The sequence below is a fragment of the Parafrankia discariae genome (genome assembly GCF_000373365.1).
Taxonomy (GTDB): domain Bacteria; phylum Actinomycetota; class Actinomycetes; order Frankiales; family Frankiaceae; genus Parafrankia; species Parafrankia discariae.
Genome location: NZ_KB891252.1, coordinates 243,693 through 258,933 on the forward strand (window position 1 = coordinate 243,693; position 15,241 = coordinate 258,933).

At 73.7% G+C, this 15,241-nt stretch carries 19 protein-coding genes; 6 read left to right on the forward strand and 13 right to left on the reverse strand.

Annotation, left to right across the window (positions count from 1 at the left end; all coding sequences use genetic code 11):
- The first annotated feature begins 110 nt into the window (after positions 1 to 110).
- On the forward strand, positions 111 to 359 hold the full coding sequence (locus tag B056_RS0128525) for a hypothetical protein (protein WP_018505253.1): 249 nt from the start codon (positions 111 to 113) through the stop codon (positions 357 to 359).
- A 109-nt stretch (positions 360 to 468) separates the two neighbouring features.
- Here the strand turns inward: B056_RS0128525 and B056_RS0128530 are convergent, their stop codons facing one another.
- From B056_RS0128530 to B056_RS0128565, 9 genes are all read right to left on the reverse strand, one after another.
- A complete protein-coding gene (locus B056_RS0128530) occupies positions 469 to 768 on the reverse strand; it encodes a DUF1416 domain-containing protein (RefSeq protein WP_026240244.1) in 300 nt (99 codons plus the stop codon).
- A gap of 2 nt (positions 769 to 770) precedes the next feature.
- Entirely contained in the window at positions 771 to 1,604 is an 834-nt protein-coding gene (locus tag B056_RS0128535; protein WP_018505255.1) for a sulfurtransferase, read from the reverse strand.
- Positions 1,601 to 2,020, reverse strand: coding sequence for a DUF4395 domain-containing protein (locus tag B056_RS0128540; protein ID WP_018505256.1), 420 nt, complete (start codon positions 2,018 to 2,020; stop codon positions 1,601 to 1,603). Before B056_RS0128540 ends, B056_RS0128535 begins: the two co-directional genes overlap by 4 nt.
- A 92-nt stretch (positions 2,021 to 2,112) precedes the next feature.
- Complete coding sequence (locus B056_RS46245) at positions 2,113 to 2,190, reverse strand: Ms5788A family Cys-rich leader peptide (protein ID WP_407672432.1); 78 nt, start codon at positions 2,188 to 2,190, stop codon at positions 2,113 to 2,115.
- Positions 2,191 to 2,294: 104 nt separating this feature from the next.
- Positions 2,295 to 2,972, reverse strand: coding sequence for a thioredoxin family protein (locus B056_RS44905; protein WP_026240245.1), 678 nt, complete (start codon positions 2,970 to 2,972; stop codon positions 2,295 to 2,297).
- An 81-nt stretch (positions 2,973 to 3,053) separates the two neighbouring features.
- Positions 3,054 to 3,821 carry an LmeA family phospholipid-binding protein gene (locus B056_RS0128550; protein WP_018505259.1) on the reverse strand — a complete coding sequence of 256 codons (768 nt, stop codon included), beginning with the start codon at positions 3,819 to 3,821 and terminating at the stop codon, positions 3,054 to 3,056.
- Positions 3,818 to 4,813, reverse strand: a complete 996-nt coding sequence (locus B056_RS0128555; protein ID WP_230203233.1) for a hypothetical protein — start codon at positions 4,811 to 4,813, stop codon at positions 3,818 to 3,820. The genes B056_RS0128550 and B056_RS0128555 overlap by 4 nt, the downstream gene beginning before the upstream one ends.
- Before the next feature lie 311 nt (positions 4,814 to 5,124).
- The gene (locus B056_RS0128560; RefSeq protein ID WP_020572758.1) at positions 5,125 to 5,379 is read right to left on the reverse strand and encodes a MoaD/ThiS family protein; all 255 of its coding nucleotides are present in this window, start codon (positions 5,377 to 5,379) and stop codon (positions 5,125 to 5,127) included.
- A 9-nt stretch (positions 5,380 to 5,388) separates the two neighbouring features.
- Entirely contained in the window at positions 5,389 to 6,363 is a 975-nt protein-coding gene (locus tag B056_RS0128565; RefSeq protein ID WP_326828252.1) for an alpha/beta hydrolase, read from the reverse strand.
- 84 nt (positions 6,364 to 6,447) lie between these two features.
- On the opposite strand from B056_RS0128565, the gene B056_RS0128570 reads away from it, so the two are divergent.
- Together B056_RS0128570 and mshD are read left to right on the forward strand one after the other, a co-directional pair.
- Positions 6,448 to 7,191, forward strand: a complete 744-nt coding sequence (locus tag B056_RS0128570) for a response regulator transcription factor (RefSeq protein ID WP_026240246.1) — start codon at positions 6,448 to 6,450, stop codon at positions 7,189 to 7,191.
- 429 nt (positions 7,192 to 7,620) lie between these two features.
- Positions 7,621 to 8,616: a mycothiol synthase gene (gene mshD, locus B056_RS0128575; protein ID WP_018505264.1), complete on the forward strand. Its 996-nt coding sequence runs from the start codon at positions 7,621 to 7,623 to the stop codon at positions 8,614 to 8,616.
- Between the two features lie 141 nt (positions 8,617 to 8,757).
- On the opposite strand, the gene B056_RS38345 is transcribed toward mshD, so the two are convergent.
- Entirely contained in the window at positions 8,758 to 9,177 is a 420-nt protein-coding gene (locus B056_RS38345; RefSeq protein WP_407672431.1) for an STAS domain-containing protein, read from the reverse strand.
- A gap of 506 nt (positions 9,178 to 9,683) precedes the next feature.
- On the opposite strand from B056_RS38345, the gene B056_RS0128585 reads away from it, so the two are divergent.
- Positions 9,684 to 10,202, forward strand: coding sequence for a hypothetical protein (locus B056_RS0128585; protein ID WP_018505266.1), 519 nt, complete (start codon positions 9,684 to 9,686; stop codon positions 10,200 to 10,202).
- Positions 10,203 to 10,331: 129 nt separating this feature from the next.
- Here the strand turns inward: B056_RS0128585 and B056_RS0128590 are convergent, their stop codons facing one another.
- The 3 genes from B056_RS0128590 to B056_RS0128600 all read right to left on the reverse strand — a co-directional run bounded on the left by B056_RS0128590 (position 10,332) and on the right by B056_RS0128600 (position 12,607).
- The gene (locus tag B056_RS0128590; RefSeq protein ID WP_018505267.1) at positions 10,332 to 10,706 is read right to left on the reverse strand and encodes a hypothetical protein; all 375 of its coding nucleotides are present in this window, start codon (positions 10,704 to 10,706) and stop codon (positions 10,332 to 10,334) included.
- A gap of 440 nt (positions 10,707 to 11,146) precedes the next feature.
- Positions 11,147 to 11,827: a pentapeptide repeat-containing protein gene (locus tag B056_RS0128595; RefSeq protein WP_230203236.1), complete on the reverse strand. Its 681-nt coding sequence runs from the start codon at positions 11,825 to 11,827 to the stop codon at positions 11,147 to 11,149.
- Between the two features lie 54 nt (positions 11,828 to 11,881).
- Positions 11,882 to 12,607 (reverse strand): TMEM165/GDT1 family protein, encoded by a 726-nt coding sequence (locus tag B056_RS0128600; protein WP_018505269.1) that lies wholly within the window; start codon positions 12,605 to 12,607, stop codon positions 11,882 to 11,884.
- 409 nt (positions 12,608 to 13,016) lie between these two features.
- On the opposite strand from B056_RS0128600, the gene selA reads away from it, so the two are divergent.
- On the forward strand, positions 13,017 to 14,552 hold the full coding sequence (selA, locus tag B056_RS0128605; protein ID WP_018505270.1) for an L-seryl-tRNA(Sec) selenium transferase: 1,536 nt from the start codon (positions 13,017 to 13,019) through the stop codon (positions 14,550 to 14,552).
- Between the two features lie 46 nt (positions 14,553 to 14,598).
- On the forward strand, positions 14,599 to 15,237 hold the full coding sequence (locus tag B056_RS38350; RefSeq protein WP_195905962.1) for a hypothetical protein: 639 nt from the start codon (positions 14,599 to 14,601) through the stop codon (positions 15,235 to 15,237).
- Positions 15,238 to 15,241 lie beyond the last annotated feature (4 nt).

Consider the following 15,241-nt stretch of genomic DNA (forward strand, 5'->3'; position numbering starts at 1 on the left):
GGCGCGCGTGCACCAGGAATGCGCGCCATTTCTGCACGCGCACGGCAGACCACTGACAGCACACGACGCCGCGCATTCACCACAACACCGGGATGCGCTTTCATGATCGCATGATGCCGGAGTCCGAGATGCTCTTCGCCGTGGTGCAGTTCGAGGGAGCGGGCCGGCACACGGTCCGTCGCGTGGTCGCGCCGTTCCCCGACCGCAGCGCCGCGGCGACCTTCGCCGTCGACAACGACCTGCGTCACTTCACCGTGGGCCCGATGGCCTTCGCGGTCCCCACCAGCATCCCGTTCGGCGTCGCGGCCGGTGCCGAGCCGGCCGCGGAGTTTCCCGCCCCGCGCCAGGCCACGAGCTGACCACCGCCGTGGCCGCGCCCGCCCCACCCGGGGCGGCGGCCCGCCCCGGCCGGGGCGGCCGGGGCCGGGAGAGACGATCCCCCCGGGACCCGACCGCTGCCGGGCGAGGTCAGGCCGCGACCTCGACCTGGGTGTCGACCGGCTCGCCCTGCCGGGCGACGACCTTGCGCTCGCCGCTCCCGCCGGGAACGAGCGCGCGGACCGTCCACTCGCCGGGACGGGCGAAGAAGCGGAACTGGCCGGTCGCCGACAGCGGCACCTCCGCGGTGAAGTCACCACCGGAGTCGAGCAGCCGGGCGTAGCCGGTGGCGACCGGCGACCCGTCCCGCACCACGACGCCCTGGATCACGGTCTCCTTGGCCACGTCGATTCCTTCCACCGAGGGTCCACCACTGGTCGCGCCACACATGATCAGGCACCCTTCTCGATCGGCACGCCCACCAGGGAGCCGTACTCGGTCCACGAGCCGTCGTAGTTCTTGACGTTCGCCAGACCCAGCAGCTCGTGCAGGGCGAACCAGGTGTGCGCGGAACGCTCCCCGATCCGGCAGTAGGCGATGGTGTCCCTGGACAGGTCGACCCCGGCCTCGGAGTACAGCTTCTCCAGAGCCGCGTTCGACTTGAAGGTGCCGTCCTCGTTGGCGGTCCGCGCCCACGGGATGTTCTTCGCGGTCGGCACGTGGCCGGCCCGCTGCGACTGCTCCTGCGGCAGGTGCGCCGGGGCGAGCAGGCGGCCGCTGAACTCGTCGGGCGAACGGACGTCCACCAGGTTCTTGTCGCCGATCGCGGTGATGACCTCGTCGCGGAACGCGCGGATGTCGGTACGCGCCTCCGAGGCGGAGTACTTGGTCGCCGCGCGCGGGGTGATCTCGATGGTCAGCTCACGGCCGTCCAGCTCCCACTTCTTGCGGCCGCCGTCGAGCAGGCGGACCTCGGCGTGGCCGTAGAGGACGAAGTACCAGTAGGCGTAGGCGGCGAACCAGTTGTTGTTGCCGCCGTAGAGCACCACGGTGTCGTCGTTGGCGATGCCCTTCTCCGAAAGGAGCTTCTCGAACTGCTCCTTGTTCACGAAGTCACGGATCACCGGGTCCTGCAGTTCGGACTTCCAGTCAAGCCGCACGGCGCCGGGGATGTGGCCCTTGTCGTAGGCCGACACGTCCTCGTCGACCTCGACGAGGACGACCTTGGGGTCGTCGTTGTGGGCTTCCACCCAGGTCGCGTCGACCAGCGCGTTCTCACGGCTCATGTGCGTGCTCCCTTCACGGTTGCGGAACGTAGGACGAGGTAGATCTGGCACCCGAGGCAGAAGCCGAACGCCGCGTTCAGGAAGGCCGCGGCGAAGGCGAGGGCCGCCGCCGAGTAGCCCAGCGCGGCCGGCCCGGCGAGCAGCCCGACCGTGCCCACCAGGCCGAACACGGCACCCACGGCCTGGGCGAACCGTGGCGGCGTCTCGTCCTCCAGGTCGGCGGGCGGGCCGAGCCGCGGCCGGACGAGGTACCGGAACACCAGTCCGTAGGGGGCGTTGCGGATCCCGGCGACGGCGCCGACCAGGAAGACCACGGTCTGCGCGAGCAGAAGCCACGGACTGCCCGTGATGATTGTTATGGCGAGTACGACAGTGGTCACGGCCGCGGCGAACCGCGGCCCACGTGGGTCCACCATGCTGCTTTCTCCTGACGTGCGAACGGGCTCGGGCAGCCGGGCGGGGCTGCCACACCCGGCCGGCGCGGGCGCGGACCTACGTCAACGCGCTGTCAGGAAAAGCGACACAAGCAGCTGCTCACGCGGCACAGGTCGACCGCGCGGCGCTTGACCAGCTCAGTGCTGTACATGGTTCCTGCCACGGTAGCAGCGAACGTCACGTCTGTGTTAAGCGTTACGGAAAGGATCCACCGAATCACCGTCGGCTTCCTTCCGATGGTCTTCGGAGTGACCTTCAGGCGTCGGCCCGGCCGTCAGGTGTCCGCTCGGCCCGGCCGTCAGGTGTCGGCTCGACGAGCGAGGCGAGGGTCGCCAGGACCGCGTCCCGGCTCGGCGGCGCGCCACTCGCCCGGCGCGCCTCGACACCCGCCGCGTCGAGGACGAGCACGGTCGGCGTCCGGCGCACGCCCAGCCTGCGGACCAGTTCCAGGTGCGACTCGGCGTCCACCTCGACGTGGCGCACCCCCGGCACGATCGCGGCGACGTCGGCGAGCACCCGCCGGGCGACCCGGCAGGGGGCGCAGAACGCCGTCGAGAACTGCAGCAGCGTCGCGACCTCGCCGGGCACGTGCCCCAACGCGGCGAGCTCCGCCGTCAGTCCACCGCGCCCGGCACCGGTCACCGCCGTCGGACCCGTGCTCGGACCAGCGCCCGCGTCCCGACGAGCCTCATGTTCGCCACCTCCGTGCCGCTCCTCGTGCTGTTCCCCGTGCCGCTCCTCGTGCCGCTCCTCGTGCCGATCCTCGTGCCGATCCTCGTGCCGCTCCTCGTGCCGCTCACCACGGCGCGCGCCGACGTCCCGGGGACCACCGCGGGCCCGTGACATCCGGAACCTGCCGTCTCTCGCCCTGGTCAGCAGGCCGACTCCGGTCGCCGCCACCAGTGCCGTCAGCAGGACCCACACGCCGGTCATGGCCGGTGCAGCGCCCCGGGACGACGAAACCTTCCCGCCCGCGCACCCAGGTGCGCGGTCGGGAGGGCACCCGGCCGTGGGTCAGAGGCCGGGCGTCCGCGCGGGGGCGACCGCCGGGGCGATGTCGGCGTCGAGCAGCACGTTCTCCCCGCCGGCGGCGAACGTCAGCCGGTCGGCGCGCACCGTGGCGGACCGCAGCTTCATGTTGAACGGCAGCCCGGCCACGGGCACCCGCACCGTGAGCAGCGACCGGACGGTGTCGAGCAGGCCCGGCGGGATCAACGCCTCCAGATCGGGGGCCAGCTCGCGCGGGGTGAAGGTGACGGCGTCCGGCGCGACACCGATGTCGGCCGTCCCGGAGACCGGGTAGGGCGTGCCGAGGAGGTCGACCGTCCCGCCGATCTGGATCCCCTGACCGGCCGGGCTGACCTTCAGCTGGGAGTTCTGGCTCGCCAGGTACGCGTTCAGGTCGTTGAAGGTCAGGTCGACCTCGGCGTCGACCCGGTCGACGGGAACCCGCTCGACCTCACCGCGCAGGACGTCGGAGAGCGGGAGCCGCACTCCCGTCAGGTCGGCGTGGACGCGGTCGACCCGCGTGCCGTCCTGTTCGTAGCCGTGGACCTCGAGCTCGACGTCGCGATACCGGCCCGCGACGACCTGGGTGAGGAAGGGGAAGCCGCCGAGGGACACGTCCGGCCGTTCGGCCAGGTTCTCGGCGTTCTGGGCCCTGGTCGCGATCTGGTCGGCGACCACGCGCGCGGCGACCCGGTCCAGCACCCCGACGACAACCAGAGCCACGACCATCGTGATCAGGAAGATGCGCAGACCGCGCCGGCCGCCGGGGCTCATCCGGGCAGCTGCCGGCCGACCAGGTACACCATGGGCGCGGCCAGCGCGATCGGGAGCAGCGCGCCCAGCAGCACCCCGGCCAGTGCGCCACCCGGCGCGAGGACCCCGGCTCGTGGTTCGGCGTCGGGCGCTGACGGCGTTTCGGGCCCCGGCCCACCCGACGGCGTTTCGGGCCCCGGCCGGCCCAGCAGGAGGCTCACGCAGCCGGCGGCGACAGCCCCGGCGGCGGCGAGGGCCGCTGCCCGGGCCGCCCCGAGGTCGGTGAGCGAGCCGTAGAGCGCGCCCGCCCCCGCGCCGGCCACGGCGCCGACCGCCGCCCCGGCGAGGACCACGGCCCGGGCCACACCCCCACCGAGGTCGGCGAGCGTGGCCACCAGTCGACCGACCAGCACTGACGTCCCGACCCCGACCAGCCCGGCGATCACCATGCTGTCCGCGGGGTTCGGGGCCGCGGCCTCCGAGCGCAGCACCAGGAACCCGGTCAGGAAGGCGGTGACGGCGACACCGCCCAGCGCGGCAGCCATGTCACCGCTGACCCGGTCCGCCGCGCGGGACGGCCGGGCCGCCGCTGGGTCCGCGTCGCCGGTGGCGGGGGCTCCGGTGGCGGGGTCTCCGGTGGCGGGGTCTCCCGCGCCCGCGGTGGCCGCGGACGCCACCGCGCGGCCGGGCCGGTACACGCGCCGCGCGAGCTGGTAGAGCACCGTCACCGCGAGAGAGACCCCGATGACCCCGGCGACCGTGCCGATCCCGTTGTCGTCGTAGCCGTGGCCGCCCGCCACGCCGTCGCCGGGCCAGAGCACGGCGAGATCGCCGGCCAGCGCGCTGCCGGCGACCAGGACGACGGTTCCGGCCGAGGCGCCGAGGGAACACGTCCAGGCCCAGCCGAGAACGATCTGCGCCGCGAGCAGCACGCCCGCCAGCACCCAGGGACCGGCGGCCGCCGCGAACGCCGCGCCGGTGGCCAGCACCGCGACCGTCACCCCGACGGCCACCGCCTCAGACCCACCCGACAGAACCGGGACCGCTTCAGCCGCTTCGCCCTGTTCACCTGATTCACCCGACGCGATCGACAGATCCGGTGGGACCGGTTCGGCCGGGCGTGCCGCGCCGACCGGCCGGGCGGATTCCGGCGATCCGGGCGAACCGGGCTCGGGCATGGGCACCGCACCATGCTGCCACGGTCGATCGGCGAAGATTCCAGGGCCCGACGGTGGCCGCACGTGTCCGTTCGTCAGCCGGCCGCGACCGCCCGGCGCCGGGCCCCGCGCCGGGCCCGCGGTCCCAGGTGCCGGGGGAGGCTGGCTCAGCCTCCCGCGAACGGAGGTAACACCTCGACGACCGCCCCCTCCCGCAGCGTGACACTGCCGGGATCACGCCTGCCCACGGGCTCGTCGTCCACGAGGAAGGCGCACCGCGCCAGTACCGCGCCGAGCCGCTCGCCCCGGCGCTCGGTGACGTCCGCCAGCGCGGTCGCGAGCGTGGCGGCGTCGAGCTCCTCCTGGGCGACGCCGGCCGCGTCACGGGCCGCGGCCCAGTACCTGACCATGATGCGTGCCACGGCTCTCCTTCAGTCCACGTCGGTCAGTCGGTCCACGTCGCGGTCCACGTCGATTTCAGTCCGGGGGAACGGTTCGCCCAGTATCGGGGAGGTCTCCCCGGCGATGCGCCCCGCGCGCGCGGGCCACTCGGGGCGGCCGGCCAGCAGGTCGGGCAGATGGGCACCGATGCGGTCGAGCAGGCCCGCGGTGGCGGCCGCCTCGGCGTGCCCGAAGCCCGGGACCACCCACAGCTGCCCGGTCGGGCCGGCCGCGGCGGCGAGCGCGCGCGGGTGCTCGAGGGAGAAGTACGAGTCACGGTCACCGTGCACGATCAGGACGGGCGTCGGCGCGATCCGTCCGATCAGCTCGACCGGCGAGAGCGGGACCGCCGGCCACGGTCGCGCGGCGATGCGCACGCCCAGGGCGACCCGGGCCGCCGCCCGTCCGGACGCCGTCTCGGCGAACCAGTGGATGCGGCGCATCGGCGCGGTGTCGCGGACGAACCACCGGCTCGCGGCGCTGACGGCGACGACCGCGTCCGGACGGTGCCGGAGCCGGTGCCCGTGCACCGGCTCGCCACCGGCGGCGAGCCCCGCGTGCCGCACCACCGCGGCACCACCCATGGACCACCCCATAGTGACCACTTCGCGGTAGCCGAGCCGGCGCGCCTCGCCCACCGCCGCGTCGACATCGAGGACTTCGCGGTCCCCGAAAGTGCAGGTGCCGGTCGATCTGCCGTGACCTCGAAGGTCCATCGACAGCACACTCCCGTGCCGGCGCAATCCAGCTGTTACAGCACGCAGCGCGGGTCGCCCGATCGATCCGGAGAACCCGTGGACGAGAACGACGCAGACCGCGTGCGGGTCTGTCACCACAGGAACACGATTACGCAGCTCCGTGGCCAGGATCTCAGCGTCCGCGGTGGGAAGAAGTCGGTAGACAGTAGGAGCGGAGTAGGGCACTCCGCTATCCTCCCCATGGACCGGTGCTCGTTTCATGCCCATGACGGTCGTGGAACGTGGGACACCGGAGACAAGGATCGCTGGGTCGACGCTGCCCCAACACACACCGCACCTGGAGGAGCCGTCTTGAGCGTCGTCCTTTTGCTCACCAACGCCCCCGGTCCGTCAGCCGAGTCCTTCCCGTCGCTCGGCCTGCTCACGCACACGGTCCGGGTGGCACCGCTGGAGGCAAGCGCACTGCTCGACGCACCGCCGGTCGATGTGATCGTCGTCGACGGCCGCCGTGAGCTCGTGATCGCGCGGGGCCTGTGCCGGCTGCTGCGCACCACGGGGCTCACGACACCGCTGCTCGCTCTCGTCACCGAGGGTGGGCTCGCCGCCGTGTCGGCGGACTGGGGCGTCGACGACGTCGTCCTCGACACCGCGGGTCCCGCCGAGGTCGAGGCGCGGCTGCGCCTGGCCATCGGGCGGGTCGCCGCCGCCGGCGGTACGGCCGAGGCCGGAGTCATCCGGTCCGGCGACCTGTCGGTCGACGAGACCACGTACTCCGCCAAGCTGCGTGGACGTCCGCTCGAGCTCACGTTCAAGGAGTTCGAGCTGCTCAAGTACCTCGCGCAGCACCCGGGCCGGGTCTTCACCCGCGCGCAGCTCCTCCAGGAGGTCTGGGGCTACGACTACTACGGCGGCACCCGCACGGTCGACGTGCACGTCCGCCGGCTGCGGGCGAAGCTCGGGCCCGAGCACGAGGCGATGATCGGAACCGTCCGCCACGTGGGCTACAAGTTCGTGGCGCCGCCGATCTCACCGCTGCCCGAGTCCGGTGCCGGCCGCATCGACCGGGACGACATCCGCACCCCCGAGCGCGTCTGACCGCACCACCGGCACCAATCCAGCACCAGTAACACCCGCGGCACCCGCTCCACAGGCACGGCCCGCGCCAGCACCATCGCGCGCGTTCCGAAAGGGTCCGACGGTCGTCGGTGACGACGGCCGCCGGACCCTTTCGGCGTCTGACGGACCCTTCCGGAGGCTGGACGCGTCTTCCGCCACCAGCGGCCGGTCGCCGGCGCCTTCCGGTCGCGGTCACGGACAGCCATGACCGGCGCCCGTTGACGCCTGCCGTAACCTCACGGTCACCTGCGGGCGCGGGCTTCCTCTTGACCGGACGGGACTCAGGTCCCGGTGCCGGCGCCCCCCGCCGGCGCTCGTCACATTGACGCCGGTACCGAGAAGATCGGCATTCCGGGGAACCTCCCCGGGCCGGGCGATTGTCCGGCCCGGACGCACTAACCTCGACTCGTGACCTCGCTGAGCTGGCTGCGCACGCTCGAGGTGGCGGACATCGCCGCCATCACCGACCTGCTGGCCGCGGCCGAGCGGGCCGACGGCAACGGCGGTGTCTCCGAGGACGTCCGCCTCACCCTCCGGTCCGGCCCGGTCGGCGGTGGCGTCGAGCACCTGGTCGCGCGCGCCGGCCCGGCGGTCGTCGGCTACGCGGCACTCGGCGGCACGGCCGGCGAACGCCAGGCCGAGCTGGTCGTCCATCCCGACCACCGCCGCGCGGGAGTCGGCACCGCGCTCGTCCGCGCCCTCCTCGAGGCGACGTCCGCGACGGACCGCACGGCGCGGCCGGCGCCGGTCTCGTTGAACGTCTGGGCGCACGGGGACACACCGGCGGCCACCGCGCTGGCCGCGCGTAACGGATTCGACCGGGAGCGGGTGCTCCTGCAACTGCGCCGGCCCCTGACGCCGGTCCGCTCCGGCGATCCGGATGATCTGCCCAGACCGATCGTCCCGGCCGACGTGACGATCCGGGCCTTCGAGGTGGGTGTGGACGAGCAGGCCTGGCTCGCCGTCAACGCCGAGGCCTTCGCCGACCACCCCGAGCAGGGCCGCTGGACACTGGACGACCTGCGTGCGCGGGAGCGGGAGCCCTGGTTCGACCCGGCCGGGTTCTTCCTCGCCGAACGGGCCGGCGCGCTGCTCGGCTTCCACTGGACGAAGGTGCACCCGCGGGACCCGGTTCCCGATCGCTCCGACGCGCCGGACCGGTCATCCCGGCCGCCGGGGCCGATCGGCGAGGTCTATGTCGTCGGCGTGGCCTCGGCCGCGGTGGGCGCCGGGCTGGGCGCGGCGCTGACGATCGTGGGTCTGCGGCATCTGCGTGACAGCGGCCTGGCCGCGGTGATGCTCTACGTGGACGAGGACAACACGCGCGCCGTCCGCCTGTACACCCGGCTCGGCTTCCGCCGGCACGCCGCGGACGTCTCCTACCGGCACGTGGTGCGCGGCTAACCTGCCGTACCCGGTCAGCCGGGTACCCACCGCGTACCCGGTCGGCCGCCGGGCGCCGTCCGGGTCCGATGCCGTTACGCGGTCGGCCGAGCCCGGACCGGCCGGGACGGATCCGGCGACGGACCCGCCCGGCCGAGCGGCTCAGGCGCCACGGCGCGACACCACTCCCGGCCACCGCTCCAGCCCGCGCGCGCCGCTCGCCCGCGTGCCGTTCGGGCGCGCGGTGCCGGAGTGGGTGCCGTTCGGGACGGCGGTCGAACCGTGGTCGACATCGATCACGGTCGTCAGATTGGTCACGGCGAGCAGCCGGTAGGTGTTCTCGTTCAGGTTCCGCAGGATCAGCCGCCCGCCCGCGGACCGCTGCCGCTGATGCGCGTAGAGGATCACGGCGAGCCCCTGCGAGTCCAGGAACGAGACCTGCTCGAGATCGACGACGATCTCACGAACTCCGGCGATTCGGGCGTCGAGCAACGCCTCCCGCAGCGGTTCCAGTGACGAGTAGTCGATCTCGCCTACCGGGTGCACCACGACAGCGTCACGATCTGTCACTTCCACACTCACGCTGGGGACCATGGCTCCGCTGTCGGCCGAGACGACGGTGCGGGGCGGGAAGCACGGCCGGCCTGCCTCCCACGGCGCGACGCGCTCCTGACAAGCGCGATAATCCAGCCTCTACCCCGGCGGTATCCGGCTCACACCCGCGCGTCCGTCACGTTTTCCCCGTCCGCATCCGCGCGGTGGACGGGTGTGGGCCCGGCCACGGCGATCTCTTCCCGGCCGACGCCGACACCCGATGACGCCGACACCCGATGGCGTAGAACAGCCACCTCAGGCAATCTGGTTTACATGGAGCAACCGACTGGTGGAATTTACGTCTCCCTGTGGGCCGGTTTCCCCCGGGACGGTCGACCGCGACCACCCGCCCGACCTCCGCCGCCACTCCGTCGGGAAAGACGAACGCCGGGTAAAACTCCCCGCCTCGCGGGGTGTAATAGCCGAAATCCGCATGAGAGCGTCGTCCCGTGAACAGCGATCGAGCAATCCCTCGGCCGCGGACAGGAGTAACGATGCCCCGATCCACCCCAGGCCCGACCACGGCCCCGACCGACGCCCTGGCATCCCCCACGCCCCCGGACGACACCGCGACGTCCCCGGGCGACACCACGATCTTCGTCAGCCGGGTCGACGGGGCCGCCGTCGCGGTGACCGTGACGCCCGGTTCGGAGGGCCGCCCGGAGCGTGGACCCGCGGGTGGGTCCGAGGGTGGTCCCGACGACGCGGCGGAGGTGACCGTGCGGCTGCGGATCGAACCGCCGGAACCGGGCCGTGCCGCCTTCACCGACCTCGAACCGGACGAGATCCGCCGCATCGTCGATCACCTCACGACGATCGTCTCGGCGCGGCCGGCCTTGTTCCGGGCCGCACCCGACCTGGCCGAGGGCGGCGCACGGCTCACGGTCGTGGCGACCGAGGGCACAACGGCCGCGGGCCTACGCCAGGCGCTGGCCTCCGTGCCGGCCGAGGCCCGGTTGGCGGACTTCGTCACCGACGCCGAGGTCGTCCTCGTCTTCAGCCCGCACCAGTAGCGGCCCTGAACTCGCTGGTACCGGCGGCCGGAGACCGCCGATGCCCACCGGGCGACCCTGGGAACCGCCGCGGCCCGAGGCGGGAACCACCGGGCCGCCGTTCCCGCCGCGGAGCGCTACCGGGTCAGGTCAGCCCCCGGGGACGCCGGCCCGCCGGGTATCCAGATCGGCGCGGTCAGCGACCCAGTACGGGCCCTCGTCCTCCACCACGTCAGCCATGATCACATAGTGGTGGCCCTGGTGGCCGGTCGGCAGCAGGCAGGTCATCCCTTCGGCGCGGCACCCGGGGGCCGTGACGGTCCTCGGCGCGGACCATGACAGCCAGACCTCCTCGTTCCCCCATCCCTGCAACACCGCCATGTGGTTGTCGGGGTGGCCCTGCTGCAGCGCACAGGTCACCTCGCCGGGCACCTCGTACGCGGCCCCCGGCACGTCGTCGAGCCGCATCGCTATCTCTTCGGGCACGCGCTGCCAGGCTCCGCAGCTGCCCTCCTCCATGATCATCTCGTCGCCGTTCCCTCCGCTGTCCGCCGGAGCCCCATCGCCACCGGTTCGATCGGGCATATTGGGGCACTCTTCGTGTCCACATCGCCACAAGCGCGATCGACGCACCGATATAAGCACGGACCGTCGTGAGGTCTCCCAGCAGGGCAGAAACATCCTGTTCATGGGCCCGCGCGCCTTTCATCATGTTTTGCATTCCGGCGAGCCACCACCTTCCCCACCTTCCCCCGGAATCAGGAGAATCCGCGCTAATAGCATCCTGATCGGGTGGCTGGGTGGACCCCAGGTCGAGGCTCCGGAGCGCGGGTACCCCAGGGCTCCGGCCGGCACGCGCGCGCTCGGCGGGCGGCCTCTCGATCATGCTCCGCCTCATCATCCCCACGGCGATATCGCCGCCACTCCGAACGCGACCAGGCGCAACCGCCGTACCGGGGAAACGCTCAGACCACGGATATTCCGAGCGCGGCGGCCATCGGCCCGGCGAGACTCGCCAGATCGGCCGAGTCGATCTCGGCTCCGGCCAGGCCGTCGGCTCCCACCACCGCGTCGAACCGGCATCCCCGCAACTGAGCCGCCGCGATCTGCGCGCCGGAGAAGATCGCCGAGCTGAGATCACAGTCCTCGAACCGCACATGGTCGAGCCGGGTGTCCGTCAGGTCCAGCCCGGAGAGATCACAGTTCACGAACCGCGCCCGGCGCACCAGACAGGCCCGCAGCGCGAGCCCGTCCGCGCGCACCTGGTCGAACAGCATGTCGTTGAGCTCCCCGCGGATCCACACCGTGCCGGACACCCGGCCACCGGTGACCCGGACCCGCGTCGCGCCGCCCCCGTCGAGCACGATGCCGGCCAGGACGGCCTGATCGGCGACGACGTCGCGCAGGCGCAGGCCCGTGACCCGACCGCCGAGGACCCGGGCGCCGGCCAGGACGGTCGACTCCACCGTCGGCCCGGTCAGGCCACCGGCGTCCGGGTCGAGTTCACCGATGGCCGCGGCCAGGTCGTCGACGGTTCCGCGGACGACCCGGCGGCCACCACCCGCGGGCGCGGCGGCACCCCCGGGCTGATCGTCCACGGCCGGGGGAAGCGGCTGCCAGAGGTCGGTTTTGCGTCGCGGTGGCATGTGCGGAGTCTGTCGCGCCGCGCATCGCCGGCGAGCCCGGACCCTGCCGGGCGGTCAGCCGCGGATCGCGTCCACGAGCGAGATCAGCGCCAACGCCGTGAACGCGACCGCGGCGATCCGGGTGATCACCTTCACCGACAGGACACGGAGCAGCCCACGCCCGCCCACGATGGCGAGCGCCGCGACGGTCCACAGGGCGAGGACCGCACCGAGCCACACCGCCACCGGCGCGGAGAAACGGGCGGCGAGGTTCGCCGTCGAGAACTGGGTGAGGTCACCGAGCTCCGCGACGAACACGACCGCGAAGGACGTCGCCGCGACCCGCGGGAACGTGGACCGCGACGGGCCGGTGGTCCCCGCGCCGGCCGCGCTCCCCGTGGCCCCCGGGCCGGCCGGACTCGGCTCCACGCCGGCCGGGCTCGACCCCGTGCCGACCGCCGCGGCCGTCGGCGCGGGCGACGCCTCGGCGGGGCCGGACTCGGCCGGGCCGGACTCGGACTCGTCGGTGGTCTCCTCACGTCCCTCACGGAGCACCAGCGCCGCGCCGAGCGCGAACAGCAGCGCCGCGACCGCGTCGACGACCCGCCCCGGCAACAGCGAGATGACGCTGCCGGCGGCGACCGCCAGGGTCACGTGGATCACGAAGGCCGCCGCGACGCCCGTCCAGACGTAGAGGGGACGGTAGCGGCTGCCCAGCACGAGGCTCGCCACCATCGTCTTGTCGGGTAGTTCCGCCAGGAAGATCACACCGAAGGTGACAAGTACGGCGGTGAGGCTCACGGCTCGGGTCCCTCTCAGTGGAGCCGGGCCGGGACGGTAGCCGCCTTCGACCCGGCATGACAGCCAGATCGAAGGTCTCGCCCACCTGACGGAAAGTCAGGCCCGACGGCCGGGCCCGCACAGGTCGGGCCAGTATGTCGACACGTCGGGCCGTGCGGCGGCCCAGCGAGCCGACCGACGCGGCTCGTCCGCCGCGCACGGAGCGCGATGACACGGGCGGCGGCGATCGGACACGGCCGGTGGCCACACGGCGGGGCTACTCCCCTTCGGCTCCGAAGCTACCCCGAACAACGCCCTGACGGAAACCCGTGACAATCCCGCCGCGGGACGACAACCAGGCCACGCATCGGGGACACCCGACGGAGCGCCGACCATCCATCACAGATAAGCACCATTAGCATCACTCAAGGTGATCGCCGATCCAGGCCGACCGCCTACCGAGCCGACGCGGTTCCTCACCACGCCCGGGCCGCCCGGCGCCGAGCCGGGCCGGGCCCGCACCGGCGGCCCGGTCCCCGGCGGTTCGGCCTCCGGCGTGGCGCCGACCGCCGTGCTGGTGGCGCCCGCCCGGCAGGCCGGCGGCCCACGCCCGGTGATCAACGCCACCGGCGTCCTCCTGCATGACGGCCTCGGCCGCGCGCCGCTGTCCACGGCGGCCCGCGCCGCGCTCGACGCCGCTGCTGGGACCTGCGACGTCGAGGTCGACCTGGCCACCGGCCGGCGCGGCCGGCGCGGTCGCACGGCGATGACCGCGCTGGCCGCGACCGTGCCGATGGCCCGTGCCGTGCACGTGGTCAACAACAACGCCGCCGCGCTCATCCTGACGGCCGCGGCGCTCGCGGGCGACCGGGAGATAGTCATCAGCCGCGGCGAGCTCGTCGAGACGGCCGACGGGTTCCGCCTGCCCGAGCTGCTGACGTCGACCGGAGCACGGCTGCGCGAGGTGGGGGCCACAAATCGGACCACGCTCGGCGACTACGCCGACGCCATCGGCCCACGCACCGGTTTCGTACTTCGCGTACATCCGCCCAGCTACCGGGTGATCGGGCTGACGGCGGCCCCGGCGCTCGCCGATCTCGCCGAGCTGTGCGCCGGCCGCGGCGTGCCACTGGTCGGCGATCCCGGATCCGGGCTGCTGCACCCCGAGCCCGTACTGCCCGACGAACCGGACGCCTCGAGCTGGCTGAGCTGCGGGGTCAGCCTGGTCACCACCTGCGGCGACAAGCTGCTCGGTGGGCCGCAGTGCGGCCTGGTGCTGGGTCGCGCGGACCTGGTCGACCGACTGCGCCGGCACCCGCTCGCCCGGGCCCTGCGGGTGGGCAAGCTGACGTTGGCCGCGCTGGAGGCGACCCTGGGCACCGGGGACAACCCCGTCCGCAGGTCGTTGCGTGCCGAGCCCGCCGAGCTGCGGCACCGGGCCGAGCGGCTGGCGTCCTGGCTGCGGCAGTCCGGGGTCCCGGCCTCCGCGGTGACCAGCCGGGCGGTCGTCGGCTCGGACGGCGTCGACGACACCGGCCGGGCCGGGGCCGCGGTGCGCCGCGGCGCCGTCACGGCGGGACCGGGCCACAGCGGCCACCCGGGCTACTACGGGCCGGGGCCGGACGTGTGGGAGAGCGGCCTGCCGAGCGCGGCCGTCGCGCTGGACGCCACTCTCGCCGCCTTCCTGCGCCGGGGCCGCCCGTCCGTTCTGGGCCGAGTCGAGCAGGGCTGCTGTCTGCTGGACCTGCGGTCGGTTCCGCCGGACCTGGATCCCGTCCTGGCCGCGACGGTGCTGGCCGCCGCGGCCGAGTCGGGTACCGCCACCGCCGGCGACCTCCACGCGCTGTCCGTGGACGCGCCGGGGTCCGCGGCTCCCGCGGAGGCCGACGACTGGGCGGGGCCGGCGGACTGGGCGGGGCCGGGTACCGACGCCGGGTCCGACGTCGACGCGGTGACCCTGCATTGAGCGGACCGGCATGAGCGTGGCCCTCGGGCCGGTCGACGGAGGCCCGATGGGCCATGGTCCGGTCGGCCGTGGCCCGGTGAGCCGAGACCTGGTCAGCCGCGGCGCCGCCTGGGCCGGCGGATTCGTCGTCGTCACCCACGGCCTGGTGCACCTGCTGGTCTGGCCGGGAGCGCCGCTCGGGACGGGTGACGCGGGCGGGGGCGGCGCGGGCAGCGGTGACGCGGGCGGGGGCGGCACGGGCGGGGGCGCTCGCCTGCGCTGGAACGGCGACTCCTGGTCGTGGCAACCGGAGTGGCTGCCGGCCCTCGTGGTCCGATCCGTCGGGGCGGCGCTGCTCACCGGCACGGTCCTCGGCTGTGTCCTGTGCGGGCTCGCGCTGCTCGGGCTGCCCGGCGTCCGCCGGTTCCCGCTGCGGGCCGGCACGGTCGGCGCCGTCTGCTCGCTCGCGCTGTTCGCCCTCGTCTGGCCCGGCCTCGAACCGGACCCGGCTGAGTTCGTCGCCGGGCCGGTACTCAGCGGGGTTCTGCTGGCCGGGGTGGGCATCGCCGCGTTCCTGCGGCGGCGGGCCCGCCGGTCCACCGGCGACGCGCCGCCCGCCGGCACACCGGCCGGCGCCGACGCACCGACCGCCGACGTACCAACCGCCGACGCACCGACCGCCGGCACGCCCGCCGGCGGCGGGTGAGCGG

What these genes read in the sequence shown, in the direction of transcription:
- B056_RS0128525 (WP_018505253.1), top strand. Translation starts at nt 111, where the DNA reads ATGATGCCGGAGTCCGAGATGCTCTTCGCCGTGGTGCAGTTCGAGGGA.
- B056_RS0128530 (WP_026240244.1), bottom strand. Translation starts at nt 768, where the DNA reads ATGTGTGGCGCGACCAGTGGTGGACCCTCGGTGGAAGGAATCGACGTG.
- B056_RS0128535 (WP_018505255.1), bottom strand. Translation starts at nt 1,604, where the DNA reads ATGAGCCGTGAGAACGCGCTGGTCGACGCGACCTGGGTGGAAGCCCAC.
- B056_RS0128540 (WP_018505256.1), bottom strand. Translation starts at nt 2,020, where the DNA reads ATGGTGGACCCACGTGGGCCGCGGTTCGCCGCGGCCGTGACCACTGTC.
- B056_RS46245 (WP_407672432.1), bottom strand. Translation starts at nt 2,190, where the DNA reads ATGTACAGCACTGAGCTGGTCAAGCGCCGCGCGGTCGACCTGTGCCGC.
- B056_RS44905 (WP_026240245.1), bottom strand. Translation starts at nt 2,972, where the DNA reads ATGACCGGCGTGTGGGTCCTGCTGACGGCACTGGTGGCGGCGACCGGA.
- B056_RS0128550 (WP_018505259.1), bottom strand. Translation starts at nt 3,821, where the DNA reads ATGAGCCCCGGCGGCCGGCGCGGTCTGCGCATCTTCCTGATCACGATG.
- B056_RS0128565 (WP_326828252.1), bottom strand. Translation starts at nt 6,363, where the DNA reads ATGGGCATGAAACGAGCACCGGTCCATGGGGAGGATAGCGGAGTGCCC.
- B056_RS0128585 (WP_018505266.1), top strand. Translation starts at nt 9,684, where the DNA reads ATGCCCCGATCCACCCCAGGCCCGACCACGGCCCCGACCGACGCCCTG.
- B056_RS0128590 (WP_018505267.1), bottom strand. Translation starts at nt 10,706, where the DNA reads ATGATCATGGAGGAGGGCAGCTGCGGAGCCTGGCAGCGCGTGCCCGAA.
- B056_RS0128595 (WP_230203236.1), bottom strand. Translation starts at nt 11,827, where the DNA reads ATGCCACCGCGACGCAAAACCGACCTCTGGCAGCCGCTTCCCCCGGCC.
- B056_RS38350 (WP_195905962.1), top strand. Translation starts at nt 14,599, where the DNA reads ATGGGCCATGGTCCGGTCGGCCGTGGCCCGGTGAGCCGAGACCTGGTC.